This is a genomic window from Polaromonas sp. UBA4122 (genome assembly GCA_002381615.1).
GTDB lineage: Bacteria > Pseudomonadota > Gammaproteobacteria > Burkholderiales > Burkholderiaceae_C > Polaromonas.
Genome location: DFWY01000027.1, coordinates 38,131 through 60,574 on the forward strand (window position 1 = coordinate 38,131; position 22,444 = coordinate 60,574).

At 59.0% G+C, this 22,444-nt stretch carries 28 protein-coding genes; 21 read left to right on the forward strand and 7 right to left on the reverse strand.

Annotated elements, in window-relative coordinates; translation table 11 throughout:
* Nucleotides 1-8: 8 nt before the first annotated feature.
* Nucleotides 9-431, forward strand: a complete 423-nt coding sequence (locus tag B3F77_RS03725) for a universal stress protein (RefSeq protein ID WP_293603652.1) — start codon at nucleotides 9-11, stop codon at nucleotides 429-431.
* Nucleotides 432-472: 41 nt separating this feature from the next.
* On the opposite strand, the gene B3F77_RS03730 is transcribed toward B3F77_RS03725, so the two are convergent.
* Nucleotides 473-694, reverse strand: a complete 222-nt coding sequence (locus B3F77_RS03730) for a hypothetical protein (RefSeq protein ID WP_293603653.1) — start codon at nucleotides 692-694, stop codon at nucleotides 473-475.
* 18 nt (nucleotides 695-712) lie between these two features.
* Nucleotides 713-982 carry an NAD(P)H-dependent oxidoreductase gene (locus tag B3F77_RS03735; RefSeq protein ID WP_293603654.1) on the reverse strand — a complete coding sequence of 90 codons (270 nt, stop codon included), beginning with the start codon at nucleotides 980-982 and terminating at the stop codon, nucleotides 713-715.
* 90 nt (nucleotides 983-1,072) lie between these two features.
* Between B3F77_RS03735 and B3F77_RS03740 the strand changes: the two genes are divergently transcribed.
* The gene (locus B3F77_RS03740; RefSeq protein ID WP_293603655.1) at nucleotides 1,073-1,687 is read left to right on the forward strand and encodes a ParA family protein; all 615 of its coding nucleotides are present in this window, start codon (nucleotides 1,073-1,075) and stop codon (nucleotides 1,685-1,687) included.
* Between the two features lie 92 nt (nucleotides 1,688-1,779).
* Entirely contained in the window at nucleotides 1,780-2,235 is a 456-nt protein-coding gene (locus B3F77_RS03745) for a MaoC family dehydratase (RefSeq protein WP_293603656.1), read from the forward strand.
* A 57-nt stretch (nucleotides 2,236-2,292) separates the two neighbouring features.
* Here the strand turns inward: B3F77_RS03745 and B3F77_RS03750 are convergent, their stop codons facing one another.
* The 3 genes from B3F77_RS03750 to B3F77_RS03760 all read right to left on the reverse strand — a co-directional run bounded on the left by B3F77_RS03750 (nucleotide 2,293) and on the right by B3F77_RS03760 (nucleotide 4,209).
* Nucleotides 2,293-2,607, reverse strand: coding sequence for a hypothetical protein (locus tag B3F77_RS03750; RefSeq protein WP_293603657.1), 315 nt, complete (start codon nucleotides 2,605-2,607; stop codon nucleotides 2,293-2,295).
* A 203-nt stretch (nucleotides 2,608-2,810) separates the two neighbouring features.
* Nucleotides 2,811-3,299 (reverse strand): tRNA (uridine(34)/cytosine(34)/5-carboxymethylaminomethyluridine(34)-2'-O)-methyltransferase TrmL, encoded by a 489-nt coding sequence (trmL, locus tag B3F77_RS03755; protein ID WP_293603658.1) that lies wholly within the window; start codon nucleotides 3,297-3,299, stop codon nucleotides 2,811-2,813.
* Between the two features lie 151 nt (nucleotides 3,300-3,450).
* On the reverse strand, nucleotides 3,451-4,209 hold the full coding sequence (locus B3F77_RS03760) for a ComF family protein (RefSeq protein WP_293603659.1): 759 nt from the start codon (nucleotides 4,207-4,209) through the stop codon (nucleotides 3,451-3,453).
* Nucleotides 4,210-4,283: 74 nt separating this feature from the next.
* On the opposite strand from B3F77_RS03760, the gene B3F77_RS03765 reads away from it, so the two are divergent.
* The 7 genes from B3F77_RS03765 to B3F77_RS03795 all read left to right on the forward strand — a co-directional run bounded on the left by B3F77_RS03765 (nucleotide 4,284) and on the right by B3F77_RS03795 (nucleotide 10,269).
* Nucleotides 4,284-5,183 (forward strand): methyltransferase domain-containing protein, encoded by a 900-nt coding sequence (locus tag B3F77_RS03765; protein WP_293603660.1) that lies wholly within the window; start codon nucleotides 4,284-4,286, stop codon nucleotides 5,181-5,183.
* 265 nt (nucleotides 5,184-5,448) lie between these two features.
* Nucleotides 5,449-6,609 (forward strand): cytochrome c oxidase subunit II, encoded by a 1,161-nt coding sequence (gene coxB, locus B3F77_RS03770; RefSeq protein WP_414702953.1) that lies wholly within the window; start codon nucleotides 5,449-5,451, stop codon nucleotides 6,607-6,609.
* A gap of 49 nt (nucleotides 6,610-6,658) precedes the next feature.
* On the forward strand, nucleotides 6,659-8,302 hold the full coding sequence (gene ctaD, locus B3F77_RS03775) for a cytochrome c oxidase subunit I (RefSeq protein ID WP_293603661.1): 1,644 nt from the start codon (nucleotides 6,659-6,661) through the stop codon (nucleotides 8,300-8,302).
* Between the two features lie 20 nt (nucleotides 8,303-8,322).
* Nucleotides 8,323-8,433, forward strand: a complete 111-nt coding sequence (locus tag B3F77_RS03780; protein WP_293603662.1) for a cytochrome oxidase small assembly protein — start codon at nucleotides 8,323-8,325, stop codon at nucleotides 8,431-8,433.
* A 42-nt stretch (nucleotides 8,434-8,475) separates the two neighbouring features.
* Nucleotides 8,476-9,084, forward strand: coding sequence for a cytochrome c oxidase assembly protein (locus B3F77_RS03785; protein ID WP_293603663.1), 609 nt, complete (start codon nucleotides 8,476-8,478; stop codon nucleotides 9,082-9,084).
* Nucleotides 9,085-9,086: 2 nt separating this feature from the next.
* On the forward strand, nucleotides 9,087-9,290 hold the full coding sequence (locus B3F77_RS03790) for a DUF2970 domain-containing protein (protein WP_414702951.1): 204 nt from the start codon (nucleotides 9,087-9,089) through the stop codon (nucleotides 9,288-9,290).
* A gap of 97 nt (nucleotides 9,291-9,387) precedes the next feature.
* The gene (locus B3F77_RS03795; protein ID WP_293603665.1) at nucleotides 9,388-10,269 is read left to right on the forward strand and encodes a cytochrome c oxidase subunit 3; all 882 of its coding nucleotides are present in this window, start codon (nucleotides 9,388-9,390) and stop codon (nucleotides 10,267-10,269) included.
* A 135-nt stretch (nucleotides 10,270-10,404) separates the two neighbouring features.
* On the opposite strand, the gene B3F77_RS03800 is transcribed toward B3F77_RS03795, so the two are convergent.
* Nucleotides 10,405-10,626, reverse strand: coding sequence for a twin transmembrane helix small protein (locus B3F77_RS03800; protein ID WP_293603666.1), 222 nt, complete (start codon nucleotides 10,624-10,626; stop codon nucleotides 10,405-10,407).
* 18 nt (nucleotides 10,627-10,644) lie between these two features.
* Here B3F77_RS03800 and B3F77_RS03805 point away from each other — a divergent pair, with 18 nt between their 5' ends.
* From B3F77_RS03805 to B3F77_RS03825, 5 genes are all read left to right on the forward strand, one after another.
* A complete protein-coding gene (locus tag B3F77_RS03805; RefSeq protein WP_293603667.1) occupies nucleotides 10,645-11,397 on the forward strand; it encodes an SURF1 family protein in 753 nt (250 codons plus the stop codon).
* A gap of 92 nt (nucleotides 11,398-11,489) precedes the next feature.
* Nucleotides 11,490-12,122, forward strand: a complete 633-nt coding sequence (locus tag B3F77_RS03810) for a hypothetical protein (protein ID WP_293603680.1) — start codon at nucleotides 11,490-11,492, stop codon at nucleotides 12,120-12,122.
* Between the two features lie 51 nt (nucleotides 12,123-12,173).
* Nucleotides 12,174-13,343 (forward strand): COX15/CtaA family protein, encoded by a 1,170-nt coding sequence (locus B3F77_RS03815; protein ID WP_293603668.1) that lies wholly within the window; start codon nucleotides 12,174-12,176, stop codon nucleotides 13,341-13,343.
* Nucleotides 13,340-14,257, forward strand: coding sequence for a heme o synthase (cyoE, locus tag B3F77_RS03820; RefSeq protein ID WP_293603669.1), 918 nt, complete (start codon nucleotides 13,340-13,342; stop codon nucleotides 14,255-14,257). Before B3F77_RS03815 ends, cyoE begins: the two co-directional genes overlap by 4 nt.
* A 77-nt stretch (nucleotides 14,258-14,334) precedes the next feature.
* Nucleotides 14,335-14,892: an SCO family protein gene (locus B3F77_RS03825; RefSeq protein ID WP_293603670.1), complete on the forward strand. Its 558-nt coding sequence runs from the start codon at nucleotides 14,335-14,337 to the stop codon at nucleotides 14,890-14,892.
* 159 nt (nucleotides 14,893-15,051) lie between these two features.
* Here B3F77_RS03825 and rpoH read toward each other — a convergent pair whose 3' ends face one another.
* Nucleotides 15,052-16,008, reverse strand: a complete 957-nt coding sequence (rpoH, locus tag B3F77_RS03830) for an RNA polymerase sigma factor RpoH (RefSeq protein ID WP_414702952.1) — start codon at nucleotides 16,006-16,008, stop codon at nucleotides 15,052-15,054.
* A gap of 617 nt (nucleotides 16,009-16,625) precedes the next feature.
* Here rpoH and B3F77_RS03835 point away from each other — a divergent pair.
* The 6 genes from B3F77_RS03835 (at nucleotide 16,626) to B3F77_RS03860 (ending at nucleotide 22,444) form a co-directional block, all read left to right on the forward strand.
* Entirely contained in the window at nucleotides 16,626-17,252 is a 627-nt protein-coding gene (locus B3F77_RS03835; protein WP_293603671.1) for a hypothetical protein, read from the forward strand.
* The gene (locus B3F77_RS03840) at nucleotides 17,180-19,507 is read left to right on the forward strand and encodes a type I restriction-modification enzyme R subunit C-terminal domain-containing protein (protein WP_293603672.1); all 2,328 of its coding nucleotides are present in this window, start codon (nucleotides 17,180-17,182) and stop codon (nucleotides 19,505-19,507) included. The genes B3F77_RS03835 and B3F77_RS03840 overlap by 73 nt, the downstream gene beginning before the upstream one ends.
* The gene (locus B3F77_RS03845) at nucleotides 19,504-20,037 is read left to right on the forward strand and encodes a Fic family protein (protein ID WP_293603673.1); all 534 of its coding nucleotides are present in this window, start codon (nucleotides 19,504-19,506) and stop codon (nucleotides 20,035-20,037) included. Before B3F77_RS03840 ends, B3F77_RS03845 begins: the two co-directional genes overlap by 4 nt.
* Before the next feature lie 2 nt (nucleotides 20,038-20,039).
* Nucleotides 20,040-20,168, forward strand: coding sequence for a hypothetical protein (locus B3F77_RS03850; RefSeq protein ID WP_293603674.1), 129 nt, complete (start codon nucleotides 20,040-20,042; stop codon nucleotides 20,166-20,168).
* Between the two features lie 68 nt (nucleotides 20,169-20,236).
* Complete coding sequence (locus tag B3F77_RS03855; protein ID WP_293603675.1) at nucleotides 20,237-21,604, forward strand: restriction endonuclease subunit S; 1,368 nt, start codon at nucleotides 20,237-20,239, stop codon at nucleotides 21,602-21,604.
* Nucleotides 21,605-21,619: 15 nt separating this feature from the next.
* Entirely contained in the window at nucleotides 21,620-22,444 is an 825-nt protein-coding gene (locus B3F77_RS03860; protein ID WP_293603676.1) for a KAP family P-loop NTPase fold protein, read from the forward strand.

Here is a 22,444-nt window from a genome sequence, read left to right on the forward strand (position 1 = left end):
GGAAACGCATGAAAGTCCTGCTTGCCGCCGACGGCAGCAAGTTCACCAAGAAGGCACTGGCCTTTCTCGTCACCCATGAAAGCCTGGCTGGCGCCGAGGGCGAACTGGTCGTACTGCATGTGCAGCCGCCTGTTCCTCCGCGCGTCAAGCGCATGGTAGGCGCCGCCACCGTCACCGCCTACCATCGCGACGAGGCCAAAAAGGTGCTGGACCCGATCGAGCGCTTCCTCAAGCGCCACAAGATGCGGTTTAGCACGTCCTGGGTCGTCGGCTCGCCGCCTGTCGAGATCGTGCGTGCCGCGCAACGGGACAAGGCACACCTAATCGTCATGGGCACCCATGGCCACGGCCTCATCGGCCGCGCGCTGATGGGCAGCGTGGCCCAGCGGGTCGTGGCAGATTGCGATATTCCGGTTCTGCTGGTGAAGTAGCGGCTACGGCCCCAGGCAAAACTCATTTTTCGTTCACCCTTTCAGCCCGGCCAGCCGGTGGGACGGCGCTGCGCCAACTGTTCGTGCTCCTGCACCATTTGGACTTCCAGCTGCGGGCGTCCTTTTTTCGCCACGGCGATGGCCTTGGCGCGGTCTTTGCGGTGCGGGTACATCTGCTCGAACAGCTCAAGGTTGTGCTGGCAAAAACGTATGGCGTTTTGCCGTGATCCATGGGGTGGGCGGCACAGGCTGGACTCGAACACCTCGCGCTCCACCCCGCATCACGCCGCAGTCACGCAGCGCGTTCCAGTGTGTTGCATCGCGGGCATCGAATACCACTGGATGGGGTGCCGCAGCAGCACCAGCCTGGCCTGGGCCAGCGCGGCTTGCTCGCGGTCCACGTCAATCGCGTAATCGGGGTAGCTGGAATGCAGGTCTTGCAGTTGCACGCGCGGCAGTGCTTGCGTTGCCTCCATCAGGGGAGCGATTGATCCGCAACTCGCGCCAAATAACAATTGGGCCATGATGACATGAATGTCACGGCTTGCCATTCTTTCAGCGGCTATATCAGCGGTTGTGAGAACCGTGTCCATGCCGTTACCATAGCGGGAAAGCAAGATGAAGCAGCAGAGGAGATTTGTATGCCCGTGGTTGTAATTGCCAATCCGAAGGGGGGCGTCGGCAAATCGACGTTGGCCACCAACGTAGCCGGCTACTTTGCCAGCCAGGGCCATGCGGTCATGCTAGGGGACGCCGACCGGCAGCAGTCTTCCAGGTTGTGGCTGGGCTTGCGACCGCCGGCTGCGCGACCCATCGCGACCTGGGAAGTAAACGCCGACCTGATTGTCAAACCGCCCAAAGGCACGACCCATGTGGTGCTGGACACGCCCGCCGGCCTGCATGGCCGGCGTTTCAGCGATGTCGTCAAGCTCGCCGACAAGGTGATCGTGCCGCTGCAGCCCAGCGTGTTCGATATTTTTGCCACGCGCGCGTTTCTGGATCAGTTGGCCGAGCACCGCCATGCCGGCAAGCTGCAGGTGGGCATTGTCGGCATGCGCGTGGATTCACGCACGATTGCGGCCGACAAGCTGCGTGAATTTGTGGACGGCCTGGGCCTGCCGGTGCTGGGTTATGTGCGCGACACGCAAAACTACATCCATCTGGCGGCACGGGGCTTGACGTTGTTTGACGTGACTCCCGGCCGGGTTGAAAAGGACCTGGTGCAATGGCAGGGCATCTGCAACTGGCTGGGCTAGCTTGCAGCGCCGCCGCAGTCAGCGGGCCGACTTGTCGCTGACTCGACAAGCCTGACCCCGCATTGCTCTGGATATGCCGCTAAAGTCAGGGCATGAAAACATTCCAAACCCTCTCTGAGCTGGTTCCCCTGGTCGGACAGGAAGTCGCTGTCAGCGACTGGGTCACCATCACGCAGCAGCAGGTCAACCTGTTCGCCGAGGCCACGGGCGACCACCAGTGGATTCATGTGGACCCCGAAAAAGCCAGCGCCGGGCCGTTTGGCGGGCCCATCGCACACGGCTTTCTGACCCTGTCGCTGCTGCCGAGGTTTTTTGAATCATCGTTTGAGATCACCGGCTCACGCATGGGCGTGAATTACGGTCTGAACAAGGTACGCTTCACGGCACCCGTCCCCGTGGGCAGCCGCCTGCGCGCCCACATGAAGCTGCTGGCGGCCGAGCCGATTGACCATGGCGGCATGCAGATGGCCTGGGAAGTGACGGTGGAGCGCGAAGGGTCGGCCAAGCCGGTGTGCGTGGCCGAATCGCTGGTGCGGCGCTTTCCCTGAGCCATGGAGCTTCGGGGGCCGACGCGCCTGGTGGTGCGTCAGCGCGCGCTTTGTGTTTTAAATGGTCGTCAACTGGCCGGCTGGCACCCAGCCTTCAAATACATTGATCAGACTGTGGATGCGCTCGGTTGCCTCGGTCTGGCTGTGTACTTTCGCAATGCATTGATGCAGGTCGCTGCGCAACAGCCACAGGTCAGCCGGTGTCCGGGCGACGTTGATCTTGTAGATGACCCGCTGCGTACGCATGTCTTTGCAGTCATGCAATACCGTCTGAAGGCTTTCCCGGATTTGCTCAATCGGCAATCGGCTGTTCGCCCTTCCGGAATCGGAAACGCTGGACGCTGTACGATCAAAAATACGGTGGATAACCATGTTCACTCAGTACTCCTGCCAGTCTCGTGAACTGAAAGGATAGAGGGAATTACGCAAGACCAGCCGGGTGTCGGCATCCCTGCGAACGAGAGTTCGTGTTATAGGGTTTTCCCTAGGCTTCCCCAAACCAAAAAGTTGGTGAAAAGGGCTAGAGGCTTATTGATGTGCCAACAACAGTATGCGGCAGAGTGGTGCTTGGCTCGTTATTCGATGTTGGGCAGGCAGGTTGCCCCGGCAAAACCGTTCTGCCGCCAGGCCTCAAACACCGTGACTGCGACGGTATTGGACAAGTTGAGGCTGCGCTGGTCCGGCCGCATGGGTACCTTGAGGCGCTGGATCGCCGGAAAGAACTCCCGCACTTCAGGCGCCAGGCCCTTGGTTTCAGAGCCAAACACCAGCCAGTCACCGGGCAGGAAGCGCATGTCATACAGGCTGCTGGTGCCTTGCGTGGTCATGGCAAATAGCCGCCCGGGCTGCGGTTGCTGGCTGTCCAGCAGCGCTTGCCAGTTGGCGTGACGCAGCACCTGGGCGTACTCGTGGTAGTCGAGCCCGGCGCGCCGCATGTGCTTGTCGTCCATCGAAAAACCGAGCGGCTCCACCAAATGCAGGCGGCATCCGGTGTTGGCGGCCAGACGAATCACATTGCCGGTGTTGGGCGGAATTTCGGGCTCGACAAGGACAATATTGAACATCGCTGGATTGTCGCCCGTGAGCCAACTTGGGGGGAGTGATTCACCAAGCGAAAAGCGTGCGGGCTTACTGCGTGCGCTGCGAAGGGCCGCCCCAAGCAAGCACAGCCCCCTCGGGGGGCAACGCATTACACGCAGTGAAAAGCGTGGGGGCTTATTGCGTACGCGCCAGCACCACAGCGGTGATATGTGCAGCACCGGCCTCCCGCAGGGCCTGCGCCGCTGTAAACAGCGAGGCGCCGCTGGTCATCACGTCGTCCACTAGCACCACGCGTCGGCCCTCCAGCTCGGCAACGCGCAGCGGATCGACCTGGAAGGCACCCTTGACATTGGTCAGTCGGGCCTCGCGTTTGAGCTGGCTCTGCGGACGGGTGTGTTTGACGCGTAGCAGCAGCTGGGCATCAGGATTGGCCCTGGTCTGCGTTTGCCGGGCCAGCGCGCTGGCCAACTCCCAGGCCTGGTTGAATCCGCGGGTCTGCAGGCGTTCGGCCGACAGCGGCAGCGGAACCACCCAGTCTTTGACATCCAGATCGGCAAACACCTGCAGCACGCCGGGCGTCTTGAGCAACAAGGCTGCAAAAAAAGCAGCCCAACCGTGCTGCTCGCCAAATTTGTAACTGGCAATCAGGGTGGACCACGGGTAGGCATAGGGCACTGCCGCCAGCGCCCTGTCCAGCGGCGGCCGCTGGCGCGCGCAGGCAGCGCAAAGATCGGGGCCAGCCCTGAGGCCCATGGATAAATCGGCGGGCAAGGCCAGCGCGCAATGGTCGCAGCGAGGCTGCACCGTCGCAAAGCGCGCCTCGCAGGGCTGGCACACCTGGCGCGCTGGCCAGCTGCGGCAAACGGCGCACTGACTGGCAAAGCCGGGTAGCCGGGGCAGGAATAAACCAGGGGAAAGCAGGCGGGTGAACACCGTGTCAATATACTCGCGTACTTCCTGCTCCCGATCTGTTCCGCGGACTCCCCGTCAAACGTCTAGCCCCTCCAATGACCACCACCCAGCGCCCGCCCACACTTGATCCGCTCGCCGTCAGCCGCTGGCAGCGCACGGCGCCGCTTGCCTCACCGTGGCTCCATGAAGAAGTGGCAAACCGCATGCTTGACAGGTTGCAGTGGATCAAGCTGAAGCCGCAAGCGTGGGCGCACTGGGGCGCCGTGCGCGGCGGTCTGCAGGCCCATGCGAAATTGGCCACCATGTATCAAAATTCAGCATGTTTTGTGGCTGAATCCCATACAGGACGGGCACAAGCAGCTATAAAACATATAGCAAAACCGTGGTGGAACCCTAAGCAATGGAGGGCAGTTCCCACTCGCTTTGAGACGCCACCACCGGCCAGTGTGGACATGCTGTGGGCCAACATGGCCCTGCACGAATCGGCCGACCCGCAAGCCCTGCTGGCCGAGTGGCACCAAGCGCTGAAGGTTGACGGGTTCCTGATGTTTTCATGTTTGGGGCCCGATACTGCCCGGGAATTGCGCGACATTTACGCCCAACTGGGCTGGCCTCCTGCGGGGCATGAGTTGACCGACATGCACGACTGGGGCGACATGCTGGTGCAAACCGGCTTTGCCGAACCGGTGATGGACATGGAGCGCATTACGCTGACCTATGAGACGCCAGCGCGGCTGTTGCATGAACTCGCTGAACTGGGCCGCAACTTTCATCCGGCGCGCTTTCCTGCCCTGCGCGGCCGTCAGTGGAAGGCGCGGCTGGAGCAGGCGCTGGTTGAGCATCTGACAGGCCAGGATGGTCGACTGTCGCTCACCTTTGAAGTGATTTACGGCCACGCGCTCAAGGCACCCCCCAAAATCAGGATCAGCGCGCTCAGCGCGGTGTCAGTGGCGGACATGCGCAGCATGCTGCAGGGGCAGCGGCCGCACGCCTGAATTGCGGCATTTTTCTGGTTACAGGGCGCCACCCCGGTGATGCTCTTTGCCTGGGCTGAGTTGCGGTCGGCGCTGGCCCGCGAGATCCGCTCTTCGCACTGCGGGCCTGCTGAGCAAGTCCTGAAGGACTTGCATCATTTTCAGCGGCGGCGGTTTGATCTGCCGCAAACTTTGTGATAATAAGCTGATTCAGTCGGTAATCGAAGCAGAAAAAGTAATCACGATGAACGCAAGCAACACCATGAGCAAAATGACACGACTGGGCATGCAGCATGCAGGCGCAATTCTGGTATCTGCGGCCGCCTGGGTCAGTACCGCCGCTTACGCCGTGAATGATTTGCCCGGTGGTCCTGCTGTCAACCAGCTAAATTTACATCCTGCGGCCACCAAAATTGCCGAAGAGCAGATATGGTTGCATTGGTTCATGATGGCAATTTGCCTCGTGATTTTTGTGGCTGTGTTCGGTGTGATGTTCTATTCCATCCTGAAACACCGTAAATCAGTGGGCCACAAGGCAGCCAATTTCCATGAGTCCACCGCCGTTGAAATTGCGTGGACTATCGTTCCTTTCATCATCGTGATAGTGATGGCGCTGCCAGCCACCAAGCTGGTGGTAGCCCAAAAAGACACCACCAGCGCTGACCTCACCGTCAAGGCCACGGGTATCCAGTGGAAGTGGGGTTACGACTACATCAAGGGCGAAGGCGAGGGCATCGGTTTTGTGTCCACGCTCGACAACGCCCAGCGCGAGATGTCCAACAATGGCGGTCCGAAAGCCGGCGAAGCGCCTGACAACTACCTGCTCAAGGTTGACAATCCGCTTGTCGTGCCAGTGAACAAAAAAATCCGAGTCATCACCACTTCCAATGACGTGATTCACGCCTTCGCGGTGCCCGCTTTTGGCATTCATCAGGACGCGATTCCCGGCTTCGTGCGCGACACCTGGTTTCGGGCCGACGAAATCGGCGACTATTACGGTCAGTGCGCCAAGATTTGCGGCAAGGAGCACTCTTACATGCCCATCCATGTGAAGGTGGTTTCCGCAGAGGATTACACCGCATGGGTTTCGGTCAAGACCAAGGAAGCTGCTGCCAAGGCGGACGATCCGAGCAAGGTCTGGACACTGGACGACATCCTCAAACGCGGCGAGAAGGTCTACGCTGCCAATTGCGCGGCTTGCCACCAGGCCAATGGCAAGGGTGCTGGTCCGATCAAACCGCTCGACGGCTCTGCCATCGTGCTGAATGCGGACCACAACAAGCAAATTCTGACCGTGCTCAATGGCGTTGTCGGTACCGCGATGCCATCATGGAAGGCGCTGAGCGACACCGATCTCGCCGCCGTGATCAGCTACACCAAAAACAACTGGTCCAACAAGACGGGTCAACTGGTTCAGCCTGCCGACATCCTGGCTGCCCGCAAGTAGGCAGTCCGTTCCGGCGAAACGTTTTTAGAGAATTGAAAAGGAAATCACGATGAGTGCCGTTCTAGACCATCACGCCCATGACGGCCACCACGACGACGACCACGCCCACCATGCCCCCACAGGCTGGCGTCGCTGGGTTTTCGCCACCAACCACAAAGACATTGGCACGCTGTACCTGCTGTTTTCCTTCACCATGCTGATCTTCGGCGGTATTCTGGCGCTGCTAATCCGTGCCGAGCTGTTTCAGCCCGGCCTGCAATTGATGAATCCCGAACTGTTCAACCAGCTCACCACCATGCACGGCCTGATCATGGTGTTCGGCGCCATCATGCCGGCCTTCGTGGGTTTCGCGAACTGGATGATTCCACTGCAGATTGGCGCATCCGACATGGCCTTTGCGCGCATGAACAACTTCAGCTTTTGGCTGATGATTCCGGCTGCCCTGATGCTCACAAGTTCGTTCTTCCTGCCTGGCGGAGCGCCCGCCGGCGGCTGGACGATGTACGCACCGCTTTCGCTGCAAATGGGCCCGGGCATGGACGCCGGCATTTTTGCACTGCATATTCTGGGTGCTTCGTCCATCATGGGTTCGATCAACATCATCGTGACCATCCTGAACATGCGTGCGCCCGGCATGCCGCTGATGAAGATGCCCATGTTCTGCTGGACCTGGCTCATCACCGCCTACCTGCTGATCGCCGTTATGCCCGTGCTGGCCGGTGCCATCACCATGACGCTGACTGACCGCCACTTTGGCACCAGCTTTTTCAACCCCGGCGGCGGTGGCGACCCAGTGATGTTTCAGCACATTTTCTGGTTCTTTGGTCACCCTGAGGTGTACATCATGATTTTGCCGGCCTTCGGCATCATCAGCCATATCATTCCCGCGTTCTCACGCAAGCGCCTCTTCGGCTACGCCTCCATGGTCTATGCCACCGCGTCAATTGCCATTTTGTCCTTCGTCGTCTGGGCGCACCACATGTTCACCACCGGCATGCCCGTCACTGGTCAGCTGTTCTTCATGTACTCGACCATGCTGATCGCGGTGCCAACAGGTGTGAAGGTGTTCAACTGGATTGCAACGATGTGGAAGGGTTCCATGTCATTTGAAACTCCCATGCTGTTTGCCGTGGGTTTCATCTTCGTGTTTACCGTGGGTGGCCTGTCGGGCGTGATCCTTGCGGTGGCACCCATTGACATTCAACTGCAGGACACCTACTACGTGGTGGCGCACTTTCACTATGTACTGGTGGCCGGCTCGCTGTACGCGATGTTTGCCGGCTATTACTACTGGTCGCCCAAATGGACTGGCGTGATGTACAACGAAACCCGCGGCAAAATTCACTTCTGGTGGTCGCTGATTTCTTTTAATGTGACCTTCTTCCCGATGCACTTTCTGGGTCTTGCCGGCATGCCACGCCGCTACGCCGACTACCCGATGCAGTTTGCCGACTTCAACGCGATTGCCACCGTAGGTTCGTTCTTCTTCGGTTTTGCGCAGGTGTATTTTTTCCTGTTCATCGTGCTACCCACGATGCGCGGCAAAGGTGCGCCGGCCAAGCAGAACCCTTGGATGGATGAAGGCGGCAAGGGCGCTGAAGGCCTGGAGTGGGAAGTCCCATCGCCAGCACCTTTCCACACCTATGAAACCCCGCCCAAGCTTGATATCACGGCAACCCGCGTGATTGGCTGAGCAAACCAGCGGCAAGCACCATGACACCTGAGCAAAAGAAAAACAACCTTCGCCTGGCATTGATACTGGCGTCAGTCGCGCTCGTCTTTTTCGTCGGCTTCATGGCCAAGATGATTTTTCTGGGCCACTAGGCCGGTTCGACAGCCCACATAGCTCAAACCGGTACAACTCTGATGCGGCTCAAGCACGAAAATTTCAAGATGGTGGGCAAGCTGGGCGTGATAGTGCTCGGCATGTTCGCCTTCGGCTATGCGCTCGTGCCCATTTACAGGGCCATTTGTGAGGTGACGGGCATCAACGTACTGGCCTTGGCTGATCAGCAAATCCCTGGTGCTACCCCCAAGCTACCAGCCAACACGCAGGTCGATCTCACACGCACCATCACAGTGGAGTTTGACGCCAACTCGCGCGGGCCGTGGCATTTCAAGCCGGCCCAGAACACGCTACAGGTGCACCCGGGCGAAGTGACCACGGTGATGTACGAATTCCAGAATGTACAGAACCGCACCATGACCGCGCAAGCCATTCCCAGCTATGCACCGGCGCAAGCGGCCGCTCATTTCAACAAGCTGGAGTGCTTCTGCTTCAGCCAGTACACCTTGGCGCCCGGTGAGAAAAAACAGTGGCCCGTGGTGTTCGTGATTGATCCGAAGCTGTCCAAGGATGTGGACACCATCACGCTGTCCTACACGTTTTTTGAAGTGGGCGGCAAGACGCCTGCGGCACCGGACACCTCCAGATCGACCTCGGCGGCAGCGCCTGGCAAGCAAGTAGGTGCATGAGCATGGCCGAAACGCCTGCCAAAAAATCCATCTGGCGAACCGCCAAGGTCGTCGCATGGTCTTTTGTCGGCTTGCGGGGGCGCGGTGCCTATGACGAAGATGCCAAAAATTTGAGTCTCATCCACATCATCGTGGTCGGGCTGGTCGCTATTTTGGTATTTGTGGCATCCCTGGTGTTTCTGGTGAACTGGGTCGTTGCGCACTAGCAGTCCTAGAAGGCTGACAAGCCAAAATGCGGCAAAGCGCATCACGGTTTGAATGAAAAGATTATTGAAAATTCGAGAGAAAAACAGGAGTCGAGCAATGTCATCAGCAACCCACGGGGCAACCCCTTACTACTTCGTGCCCGGCCCATCCCGGCATCCGGTCACGGCCGCTACTGGCCTATTTTTTGTCATTCTGGGCGCCAGCCAGTGGATCAATGGTGCGGGCTGGGGGGCCTGGTCGCTGGCCTTCGGCATGCTTTTGTGGCTCGGCACCCTGTTCCTGTGGTTCCGTGAGGCCGTTTCCGAAAGCGAAGGCGGCATGTACGGTCGCAAGGTCGACCTGTCTTTCCGCTGGAGCATGAGCTGGTTCATTTTTTCCGAAGTGATGTTCTTCGGTGCCTTCTTCACGGCGCTCTGGTGGGCCCGCTCGCATTCGGTGCCGGCGCTGGGCAGCCTGGACAATGCCTTGCTGTGGCCGGATTTCAAGGCGGTCTGGCCCAGCCTTGCCGTCGGTGTGACGGCGTCACCTGCCGATATCGTTGAGCCGTTCTCGACCATGACGCCGTTCTGGCTGCCCACCATCAACACCGCACTGCTGCTGAGTTCCGGCGTGACCTTGACGATTGCCCACCATGCCCTGCGCGAGAACCACCGTGGCCGCACCATTGCATTCATGTGGATGACCGTGCTGCTGGGCATCGCCTTCCTGTCGGTACAAGGCTACGAGTACTTCCACGCCTACTCCGAACTCAATCTCAAGCTCACGTCTGGCGTGTATGGCTCGACCTTTTACATGCTGACGGGCTTTCACGGCTTTCACGTGTTTGTCGGCATGCTGATGTTGCTGTTCATCACCCTGCGCCTGCAAAAAGGGCATTTCACACCCGAAAAGCATTTCGGCTTTGAAGGCGCGGCCTGGTACTGGCACTTTGTGGACGTGGTCTGGCTAGGCCTTTACATCCTCGTTTACTGGCTGTGAAATCAGCCTGAGGCGACTGGACGGGCCTGCTGTACTGTTGGGCGGTGCCCCTAACCCTTCGGCTCACTGCGCCGGGTCACGACAATTAAAACAAAGGCCGCAGTGATCGGCCTTTGCTGTTGATCCTTATGTTTTTTATTTGCCCACCGGAATGCCGGTAGGCTGTATGTAACCCAGCTTCCACGCCATCAGAATGCCGACAAACAGCACCACCGAGAACCCGACACGGAACGCCAGCGCGCGCGCCATGTTGCTGGTTTTGCGTTTGCCGTCGGTGCCGTCCTTCAGCATGAAGAAGAGCGCTGAGCCCAGGCTGGCGATGATGGCGATAAATGCCAGTGCAACGAGATAAGTCATGAACCAGATTATCTGCCCATGACCTCCGCTTTGCACTCACCCCGGCGCTGGCTGATCACGCTGGCCGCCGTGCTGGTGGCGGGAACGACGTTTTCGCTGGGCCAGTGGCAGTTGCGCCGCGCCGCGCAGAAAGAGGCGCTCCAGGCGGCCATCGAGTCCCAGGGCAATCTCCCCATCATTGATACGCGCGCGCTGGCCGCTGTAAAAAACGTGACCGATGTCATCCACCGGCAGGCCACCCTGAAAGGCAGCTGGCGCGCCGCTTACACGGTATACCTGGACAACCGGCCCATGAACGGCAAAGCCGGTTTTGTGGTGGTCACGCCGCTGCTACTGGAAGGCGGATCGCAGGTCATTTTGGTGCAACGCGGCTGGGTGCAGCGTGATTTCACGGACCGCACGCACTTGCCCGACATTTCAACGCCCATGGGGCTCGTCACCGTCCGGGGCCGTATTGCCCCGCCGCCTTCCAAGCTATATGAGTTCAAGGGCATGGAGAGCGGCCGCATCCGGCAAAATATCGATATACCTGCCTTCACGGCGCAAACCGGCTTGCCACTGCTTGGGGTTTCATTGCTGCAGACGGGTGTCGCCAGCGAAGGCCTGCTGCGCGAATGGGCAGCGCCCAATCTGGGTGTGGAAACACACTACGGCTATGCCTTCCAGTGGTTCGGCATGTGCAGTCTGGTGGTCATACTGTATGGCTGGTTTCAATTGATTCTTCCTTTGCGCAACAAATTGCGCACCCAACGCCGCGATCAACTGCTGTGACAAACAACCCTCCAGAATCTCCCTCACCCCGTGACAGTTCAGCTGCCGCCCTTGCCGTGCAAGACCAGCCCCTGAGCCTGACGGTGCACGCCATGCCGACGCTGGATCGATCCGGCACCCGGGCACCGAATACCACGGCAGGCCGCTGGAAAATGCTGGCTGTGCTGCTCGTTTGCGCCGCCCCGGTGATCGCCTCCTACTTCACCTACTACGTGATTCGGCCCGAGGGGCGCCGCAACTTCGGCGAGCTGATCAATCCGCAGCGTCCCTTGCCGGCCATGGCCACGCAGACGCTGGACGGCCTGACCGGCGAACTGACGGCCTTGAAGGGCCAGTGGTTGCTGCTGAGCGTGGCAGGCGGTGCTTGCGATACGCGCTGCGACAAAAACCTGTATTTGCAGCGCCAGCTGCGCGAGTCGCTGGGCCAGGAAAAAGACCGGGTGGACCGAGTCTGGCTGGTCAATGACGAAGCGGGTATACCCGATGCCCTGCGGCCGGCACTGGCGTCATCAACAGTGCTGCGCGTGGCCCCTGCCGCGCTGGCGCAATGGCTGGAGCCCGCCGCGGGCCAGCGTTTGCAGGACCACATTTACGTGGTGGATCCGATGGGCAACTGGATGATGCGTTTCCCGGCCAACATGGACGCAGCGGCCGCTGCCAAAGCCAAGGGTGATTTGGAGCGCTTGCTGCGCGCATCCAGCAGTTGGGACAAGGTCGGACGCTAATCGTTTAAAAGCCAGTCGTCTAAAAGACCTTCGTCGCTCATCTTTCACACCATGTCTACAACCGCTCTTTATGACCTGAGTCCGGCCCTGCGCCTGATGCTCATGGGCCTGATCGTGGCGCTCGGGCCGCTGGCCTGGATCTGGGTGCGCAACAAGAACGCGTCGGTGGCACAGCGCCTGCGGGTGCTGACGCTGCTCATCTTGTTTTTGACCTTCGATCTGGTGATTTTTGGCGCCTTTACCCGCCTGACCGATGCCGGCCTGGGGTGCCCCGACTGGCCCGGCTGCTATGGCAGCGCCAGCCCGGTCGGCGCACAGATTCCTATCGACGCCGCGCAAAACGCCATGCCCACCGGTCCGGTCACGCACTCCAAGGCCTGGATAGAGATGATTCATCGCTACCTGGCTACGGGGGTGGGAGTGCTGATCCTCACGCTGACCTTGAGTACCTGGTTCGAACGCAAGCGCGTCCCCGTGTCACCGTGGTGGCCTACGGTCACGCTCATATGGGTGTGCTTGCAGGGCGCATTTGGCGCACTCACCGTCACGATGAAGCTGTTTCCAGCGATTGTCACCCTGCATCTGCTCGGTGGTCTGGTCTTGCTGGCGCTGCTGCGGGCGCAGTCAGCGCGCTATGCACAGCGACAGATGCTGACGCAGGCAGAGTCAGCGAACACGGCAACAACCTTAAGCGCCGGCACCCGGCTCTTTGTCATCGCCGCATTGGCCTTGCTATGGCTGCAGATCGCCTTGGGCGGCTGGGTCAGTACCAACTACGCGGTGCTCGCCTGCACAGACTTCCCCAGTTGCCAGAATTCGCTGTGGCCGCTCATGGACTTCAACCAGGGCTTCACGCTGTGGCGCGAACTGGGCGCGGGCCATGAGGGTGCCAACATCAGCTTTCAGGCGCTCACGGCCATCCACTATGCACATCGCCTGGCCTCTTATCTGGTATTGGCGGTTCTCTTGGCGCTGGCCTTTCGCCTGCACCGCGTGCCCGCCCTTCGCAAACAGGCACGCTGGTTGGCCGGCCTGACCTTGCTGCAGGCCGCCACCGGCCTGAGCAATGTGGTGCTGGGCTGGCCGCTGCTGGCCGCAGTCATGCACACCGGCGGCGCTGCTGCGCTGGTGGTGGTGCTCACCGGTATCGTTTTTTCAAGTCGTAGCCTCCCCGAGACGGTGCCAGCGTCCACATTGAATGCATCGAAATTGCCCGCATGAACCCCAGCAACCCGCCCGCCGCATCAGCTCCCACGCCCCGCATTCCGTCAAGGTTTGGCCAGTTTTATGCGCTAACCAAGCCACGCGTGGTGCAGCTCATCGTGTTTTGTGCGTTGATCGGCATGGTGCTGGCGGTTCCAGGCGTTCCGACGTGGGCCGACGTGAAGCTCGCAGCGGTCGCCTGTGCAGGCATCTGGCTGGTGGCAGGTGCCGCCGCGGCATTCAATTGTCTGGTCGAGCAGCAGATTGACGCCAGAATGCGGCGTACCGCCTGGCGCCCCACGGCCAGGGGCGATCTCAGCAATCCACTCACACTGGCGTTCTCCGCCGGCCTGTGTACTTTGGGCTCGGCAATTTTGTATGTGTGGGTCAATCCGCTCACCATGTGGCTGACCTTTGCCACCTTCGTTGGCTATGCGGTGGTCTACACCGTCATCCTCAAACCGCTCACACCCCAAAACATCGTGATCGGCGGTGCCTCCGGGGCCATGCCACCCGTGCTTGGCTGGGCCGCAATGACGGGCTCGGTGGCCCCTGAAGCGCTGATTTTGTTCTTGATTATTTTTCTCTGGACGCCGCCGCACTTCTGGGCGCTGGCGCTCTATCGTGTCGAGGACTACCGCAAGGCGGGCCTGCCCATGCTGCCAGTCACACACGGCAATGAATTCACCCGCTTGCAAGTGTTTTTGTACACCCTGGTGCTGTTCGCCGCTTGCCTGATGCCGTTTGCTTTCAAGATGAGCGGTTGGCTCTATCTGGTGGCTGCCGTAGTGCTCAGTATCGGCTTCAGCTGGTATGGCTGGCGCCTGTGGCGCAATTACTCCGATGCACTGGCGCGCAAGACCTTCCGCTTTTCACTGATTCATCTCTCGGCTTTATTTGCAGCCCTGCTGCTGGACCACTACCTCGTATGAAGACCCGACCCACACGACTCACGCTGCCCAGCCGCAGGCTCATTGTCAAATCAATGGCTGGCGCTGTGGCTCTCACCATGACTGCCGGGCTTTTGACGGCCTGCACGCCGGACAAGCCACAGTTCAAGAGCATTGACCTGACCGGTGCCGACTACGCGCAGGGCTTTTCCCTGACTGACCACAACGGCCAGGTGCGCACGCTCAAGGACTTTGCCGGCAAGGTGGTGGTGGTGTTTTTTGGCTACACCCAGTGCCCTGATGTCTGCCCAACAACCATGGCCGAACTGGCGCAGGTCAAGCAGTTGCTGGGGCCTGATGGCGACAAGCTGCAGGGGATATTCATCACGGTCGACCCCGAACGGGACACGCCGGAACTGCTCAAAGCCTATATGGGCAATTTTGACGCCTCTTTCCTGGCGCTGCGGCCCACCATGGCCCAGTTGCCAGAAGTCGCCAAAGACTTCAAGATTTATTACAAAAAAGTCGATGGGGAAACGCCGGGCAGCTACAGCATGGACCACTCGGCGGGTAGCTATATCTTTGACGGCAAAGGCCGCATTCGTCTGTACACCCGCTACGGTAGTGGCGCTGAAGCGCTGGCATCCGACATCCGGCTGCTGCTCAAGAACACCTGATACGTCACATCGCCGGTTTTGCAGTTGCAAGACGGCCATGAAAAAGGCCCGCACCTTTCAGGGAGCAGGCCTGCTTGCATGGCGGCATGCAAGAAAAGAAGCAGATGAGCGCACGGGAAGGGCCGCGTGAATCGCAACCCTCCCGCTCAGGCAGCCATCTCAAGCGTAGCTTGCCAGCACCTTTTTCATCTTCTTCATGGCCGCCACTTCAATCTGGCGAATGCGCTCGGCGCTCACCTTGTACTCGGCGGCCAGATCGTGCAGCGTCTTGCCGCCCGAGCCATCGTCGTTGACCTTGAGCCAGCGTTCTTCCACAATGCGGCGCGAACGCGCGTCCAGGTCTTCCAGCGCGGCGGAGATGCCGTTGCTGGCCAGGTTATCCCGCTGGCGCGACGCCATCAAAGCCGTCGGCTCCTGTGTGGCGTCGGCCAGGTAGGCAATCGGGCCAAAGACATCTTCACCGTCGTCGCTGGGGCTCGGGTCCAGCAGCACGTCGCCGCCTGACATGCGCTGCTCCATCTCGATGACTTCCTCACGCTTGACGTTCAGCGTTTTCGCCATCGAGTCAATCTGGCCTTCGGTCAGCGTATCGCGGTGCGTCGCCACATCGGCATCGTCCTTGAAACCCTGCTTCATCGAGCGCAGGTTGAAAAACAGCTTACGCTGGGCCTTGGTGGTGGCCACCTTGACCATGCGCCAGTTTTTCAGGATGTACTCGTGAATCTCGGCCTTGATCCAGTGCATGGCGTAGCTGACCAGGCGCACGCCCTGATCGGGATCAAAACGTTTGACCGCCTTCATCAGGCCAATGTTGCCTTCCTGGATCAGGTCGCCGTGAGGCAGCCCATAGCCCAGGTATTTGCGGGATATCGACACCACCAGACGCAAGTGTGAGAGCACTAACTTACCGGCTGAGTCAAGATCGTTGTTGTCTCTCAGATTTTTGGCAAATTCCTGTTCCTGCTCCAGGGTGAGCATAGGCAGGCGGTTGACCGCCGAGATATATGCGTCCAGGTTGCCCAATGGAGGAATCACCGACCAGGGATTGACGGTGGCCAAGGCACCGGTGGGGACAACGGGAGCAACCATGGCTTTGGGGGAAAGAGTGTGTGACATAGCAGAACTCCTTTTCTCTAATCTTTAATGTTAGCAGTCTGTTAGAGAGAGTGCCAAGCAATAGGTTCAATGGCTTTGATAGAGGCAGGCTAATTCACACGACCTCAAGCCGATTTAGTTTAGGTTCTGATCCTGCGCTTTAGTTCAGCGGGTGTTTGTAGGAAAAACAGCAGAAGCTGCGGCGTCAAATATCCCTTGAAGGCTTCATGGTCACTTTTTTGACCAGCCGCCAGACCTTCCAGGGATGGAAAAGCTCAGGCGTCCGGCCCTGCCGATACCTTCAAAACCGCCAGAATTTATGAAAAAAGAGGCTTTTATCCAATAACTACGGGCGCAAGCAGCTATTAATAAAGTAGCAATTTCGGTGGCTTTCAGGGCATTTCAGGCCACCTGAGCCGGCACCCGGACCAGCGCTTGCCCGGCCAGCCAGGCCTGCAGGCGCTCCGTCTGCCCCGCTACAAAGCTGCTGATGCTCGCATTGCACAGGGCAATCAGGGACTTGGAAATCCCTGTGCTCCCCCAGTGCGGTGTTGCACGCTATCTGGCACATAAAACCGCGTTTATTTGTGCCATCAAGCATGCAACACCACACTAGAATGCCCTACAACGGAGGGGGAATGACACCAGAAGCCAAAGCCAGACAAAGCATTGATGCGCTACTCATGCAAGCAGGCTGGCATGTCTGCGATATGAATGACGCCAACATCCACGCCGCCCGTGGCGTGGCGATTCGCGAATTCCCCCTCAACGCCGGCTTTGGCTTTGCCGACTACCTGCTCTACCTCGATGCCAAAGCCGCCGGCGTGATCGAGGCCAAGAAAGAAGGCGCCACCCTCACTGGCGTGGAAGTGCAATCCGCCCGCTACGCCCAGGGCTTGCCCGCCACCCTGCCCGCTTGGCGCAGGCCCCTGCCCTTCAGCTACGAATCCACCGGCATCGAGACCCATTTCACCCAGGGGCTGGACCCGCAGCCTAGAGCCCGCAGCGTGTTTGCCTTCCACCGGCCCGAAACCCTGGCCGCCTTCCTGAAAGACGCGCTCGCCGCCGCCGTTCTCCCTGACGCGAATTCCGTCCAGGAACCCCGCCCCGCCTACCTCACCGCCGCCGCCAACGACCCGGCCACCTTCCTGGCCCGCCTGCAAGCCATGCCGCCGCTGATAGAAGACGGCCTGTGGCCCGCCCAGAAAATCGCCATCCGCAAAACCTGGAAGCCTCGCTCAAAGCCAACAAGCCACGCGCCCTGATCCAGATGGCCACCGGCAGCGGCAAAACGTTTACCAGCATCAGCTTCATCTACCGCCTGATCAAGTTCGCCGGTGCCAAACGCGTGCTGTTTCTGGTGGACCGGGGCAACCTGGGGCGGCAAACCAAAAAAGAGTTTGACCAATACACCTCGCCCTACAACAACTACAAGTTTGGCGAGGAATACATCGTCCAGCACCTCACCAGCAACCAGCTCGACACGACAGCACGCGTCACCATCTGCACCATCCAGCGCCTGTTCAGCATGCTCAAAGGCCGCGAGCTGGCGCCTGAAGACGACGAGCAAAGCGTCGATGGTCTGGATAACGTCACCCGTAGTCTGTTCGCCAAACCCGAGCCCATTGGCTACAACCCCAGCTTTCCGATCGAGACCTTCGACATCATCGTCACCGACGAGGCGCACCGCAGCATCTACAACCTGTGGCGCCAGGTGCTGGAGTACTTTGACGCCTACCTCATCGGCCTCACCGCCACGCCCAGCAAACAGACCTTTGGCTTCTTCAACCAAAACCTGGTCATGGAATACGGCCACCAGCAGGCTGTGGCCGATGGCGTCAACGTCAACTACGACGTCTACCGCATCCGCACCCAGGTCAGCGAGCAGGGCAGTCAGGTGGAAGCCGGCTACTCCGTCGGTTACCGCGACCGCCTGACCCGCAAAACCCGCTGGCAAGAACTGGATGAAGACATGGCCTACGACGCCGACGCGCTGGACCGCGCCGTGCAAACCCCCGACCAGATCCGCACCATAGCCCGCACCTTCCGCGACAAGCTGTTCACGGAGATATTCCCCGGCCGCACCGAGGTGCCCAAGACCATCGTGTTTGCCAAAGACGACAACCACGCCGAGAAGATTGTCGAAATCCTGCGCGAAGAGTTTGGCAAGGGCAACGACTTTGCCCAAAAGATCACCTACCGCACCACCGGCGAAAAGCCCGAGAACCTGATCAACGCCTTCAGAAACAGCTACTTTCCGCGCATTGCCGTCACCGTGGACATGATCGCCACCGGCACCGACATCAAGCCGGTCGAAATTGTCATGTTCATGCGCTCGGTCAAAAGCCGCAACTTCTTCGAGCAGATGAAAGGCCGCGGCGTGCGCATCATCCCGCCCACTGACCTGCAGGCCGTCACGCCCGACGCCAAAGCCAAAGACCACTTCGTCATCGTCGATTGCGTGGGCGTGTGCGAGCAAGACAAAACCGACTCCGCCCCCATGGACCCCAAAAAGTCCGTGCCCTTCGACAAACTGCTGCAAGCCGTGGCGCTGGGCAATGTGGAGCCCGAAGTGCTGTCCAGCGTCGCCGCCCGCCTGGCCCGGCTCGACCGCGAACTGACCGAGCCCGACAGACTCAAAATCATGCAGGCCAGCGGTGGCTATTCACTCAAAGACCTGGCGCGCGGCATTGTCGATGCCCTTGACCCCGACTTGGCCGCCGACCACCCTGAGGCAGTCGAAGGGCGCATCACCAACGCCACCAAACCGCTGTGCGACCCGGCGCTGCGCCATCTGCTCATCGACCTGAAGAAAAAGGCCGAGCAAATCATCGACACCGTCACGCAAGACAAGCTGATCGACGCCGACTTTTCTGAAGCTGCCCGCGAGCGCGCCAAAGGTACGGTCGACTCCTTTGAACGCTTTATTGCCGAGCACAAAGACGAAATCACTGCGCTACAAATTTTGTATCAGCGTCCGCAGCGTTTACAAGGGCTACGGGCCGAAACACTTACATTTGAAGCCCTCAAAACCTTGGCCGACGCCCTGCAAGCCCCGCCGCACCTGTGGACCGAGGGCCAGCTCTGGCAAGCCTACGCCGCGCTGGACAAAACCAAGGTGAAGGGCGAAAACCGCCGCCGCATCCTCACGGATTTGGTCAGCCTGGTGCGCTTTGCCATGCACCAGGACAATGAGCTGGTGCCCTTTCCCGAGCGCGTCAACGCCAACTTCAAGGCCTGGCTGGCGCAAATGTCTCAGTCCGACACCTCTCCCCGTCATTCCGACCACCCCACGCGTCATTCCGACGAAGGAAGGAATCCAGGTATTCCTTTCACAAAAGAACAAATGCACTGGCTAGAAATGATCCGTGACCACATCGCTGCTAACCTTGGCATCGAGCCCGATGATTTTGAATATTCCCCGTTTGCGCAGGAGGGCGGCATCGGCAAGGTGCACCAGTTGTTTGGCGCGGAATTACCGAAGGTGCTTGAAGCGATGAATCGGGAGTTGGCGGCGTGAGTGCAAAGCAACGCATTTTCATCAGCTCGGTGCAAAAAGAGCTGGCGCTGGAACGACGGGCGGTTAAAGACTTCATTCACGCCGAGCCGCTGTTTTTGGCCCGCTACATTGAAAAGGCGGGCACCGGTACGCTGGACATGATCAGCCAGTGTGCCAAAGCGGGCTTGCCAGCGCCGGAGTTTCGGCAAGACGGGGGGCAATTTATTCAGACCTTGTGGCGGCCCAAGGGCACGACGGATGGTGCCGACGTGACTACGGCAGGGACCAAGCCAGGGACCAAGTTGGGACCAAGTCGGGACCAAGTCCAAATCCTCGTCAAAGCCAGCACTGGCGCGGCTTTGACTGAATTGATGACCGTGGCCGACAGAACCAACCGAACCAAGTTCAGGGACCAAGTCATCCAGCCATTAATGGACCAAGGCTTGCTGGAAATGACGCATCCAGACTCCCCCCGTAGCCCCCAACAAAAATACCGCCTCACCGAGCAAGGCGCGGCGTGGCTGGCCAATCAGACCGGAAACAAAAAATGAACATGCGCGAACACACAGCAGGCGAGCTCTCCCCCTTTGCGCAGGAGGGCGGCATCGGCAAGGTGCATCAGCTGTTTGGCGCGGAGTTGCCGAAGGTGCTTGAGGCGGTGAATCGGGAGTTGGCGGCGTGAGCGGGCAACCGCAAACCGCCGCGCCCATCAGCCAGCCTGGCACCAAGTGCGCACCAAGTAGGCACCAAGTGCGAAATGACGACATCGCCGTCACGCGAATGGTCCCGCTGTCGGAAGCGGTAGAGGTCAACCCAAAGCTCGACCGCAGTTTGTTTTCTGATGACTTGGACGTTTCGTTCGTTCCAATGGCCGCAGTCGAAGCCACCTCTGGCGTCATTGATGTGACCACCACCCGCAAGTATGCAGATGTGAAAAAGGGTTACACCCACTTTCGCGAGAGCGACGTTTTATTTGCGAAGGTCACGCCGTGTATGGAAAACGGAAAGATGGCTATTGCACGACAGCTCCGAAATGGCGTCGGGTTTGGTTCAACCGAGTTTCACGTTCTTCGCCCGCGTGCTGACGTTGACGCTCGTTACATCTACTACTTCGTATCGAGCCAAACATTCAGAAAAGAAGCATCCGGCCATATGACTGGCGCGGTCGGTCTTCGGCGCGTGCCAAGTGCATTCCTTGAAGACAGCGTAATTCCACTGCCGCATATTGATGAGCAGCGCCGCGTCGTCGCCGAACTCGAAAAGCAGTTCTCCCGCCTCGACGAAGCCGTCGCCAACCTGAAGCGCGTCAAGGCCAACCTCAAACGCTACAAAGCCTCCGTCCTCAAAGACGCCGTAGAAGGCCGCCTCGTCCCTACCGAAGCCGAACTCGCCCGTAGCGAAGGCCGCAGCTGCGAAACCGGCGAGCAACTTTTGCAACGGATTCTTGAAACGCGGCGTAGTCAGTGGAGCGGTCGGGGAAAATTCAGGACACCACAAATACCTGACGGTGATGCCGCATGCCTTTCCGATGGCTGGACTTGGTCTTCTATAGATCAACTGGCGGACGTAGGAACTGGCGCAACGCCTAACCGTAGTAATCCGGCTTATTGGGATGCCGGTGACGTGCCGTGGGTCACCAGCGGAGTGGTTAATGCAGGCTACGTTGATAAGGCTTCTGAATTCGTGACCCGCCGAGCACTTGCTGAAACTAATCTCACCTTGTATCCCTCTGGCACGCTGTTGGTCGCTATGTACGGAGAGGGAAAAACTCGGGGCAAATGCGCCGAGCTTCGCATTCCCGCGACGACCAATCAAGCGCTTGCAGCGTTGCAGGTTAACGAGGATGTTCGCGGCTACGTCCGGCACTTCCTCGAACTCAATTACGAGCAGATGCGGAAGGTCGCTTCAGGCGGGGTGCAGCCAAATCTCAATTTGAGTCTTGTTCGCTCGGTTGCTGTCCCACTGCCGCCGCTCGCAGAACAGGTCCGCATCGTCGCCGAGGTCGATAGGCGACTGTCCCTTTTGCGCGGAGTCGAAGCAGAAATTGATGTCAATCTCAAGCGCTCCCAGTCGCTGCGGAACGCCACCTTGAATAAAGCTTTTTCTGTGAATCAATAGTCTGAGGTGTACTCCATGAAATACAGATTGCCCGAACTGGAAGTCCCACCGGAAAACCCGTTTCAAAATGACGCATTGGAACGAAAACCGTTAGTTGAGTTTTTAGCAAGTCTGATCGCAAGGTTGGAGGGCCCTTTTGTTCTGGCACTGGACTCGCCGTGGGGGACAGGTAAAACAACGATTGTCAAAATGTTGATGGCCAAGTTGGCGCAAGAGCAATTTCAGTGCGTCTACTTCAACGCTTGGCAAGTTGACTATGTGACTGACCCTTTGGTGGCGTTGGTGTCGGCGATAGATGACATTCGTCTGGCAAATGGCGAGGCTGAATCTGCCTTCCGTGGCCATCTGAAAACAGCTAAAAAAATAACGTCAGCGGTAGCTAAGCGTGCTGTGGTCGCGGGTGTTAAGGCCGCAACGTTAGGAATTTTGGACATAGAAGAAGACCTTGAGAAGATGGCCGCAGACGCTGCAGGAGAGATGGCAGGTAACCTAGTTGACGCATTTCAAAAAGAGAAGGAGTCGCTTGAAAAATTCCGGCACGAAGTGGGGAAGGCCGTCGAACAGTTAAAGACTGCTGGGAAAAAGGAGACGCTCGTCTTCTTCGTTGATGAACTTGACCGTTGCCGCCCAACCTTTGCCATCGAGATGCTTGAACGCATCAAGCATCTTTTCGATGTGCCCAATATCGTTTTTGTGTTGTCGGTTGACAAGTCTCAGCTTGAGGCCAGCACCGCAGCTGTGTACGGCGAAAAAATCAATGCGCCAGAATATTTGCGGAGGTTCATTGACATTGAATACGCGCTACCGTTACCAAGAGTGTTGGCGCCGACCGAAAATTGA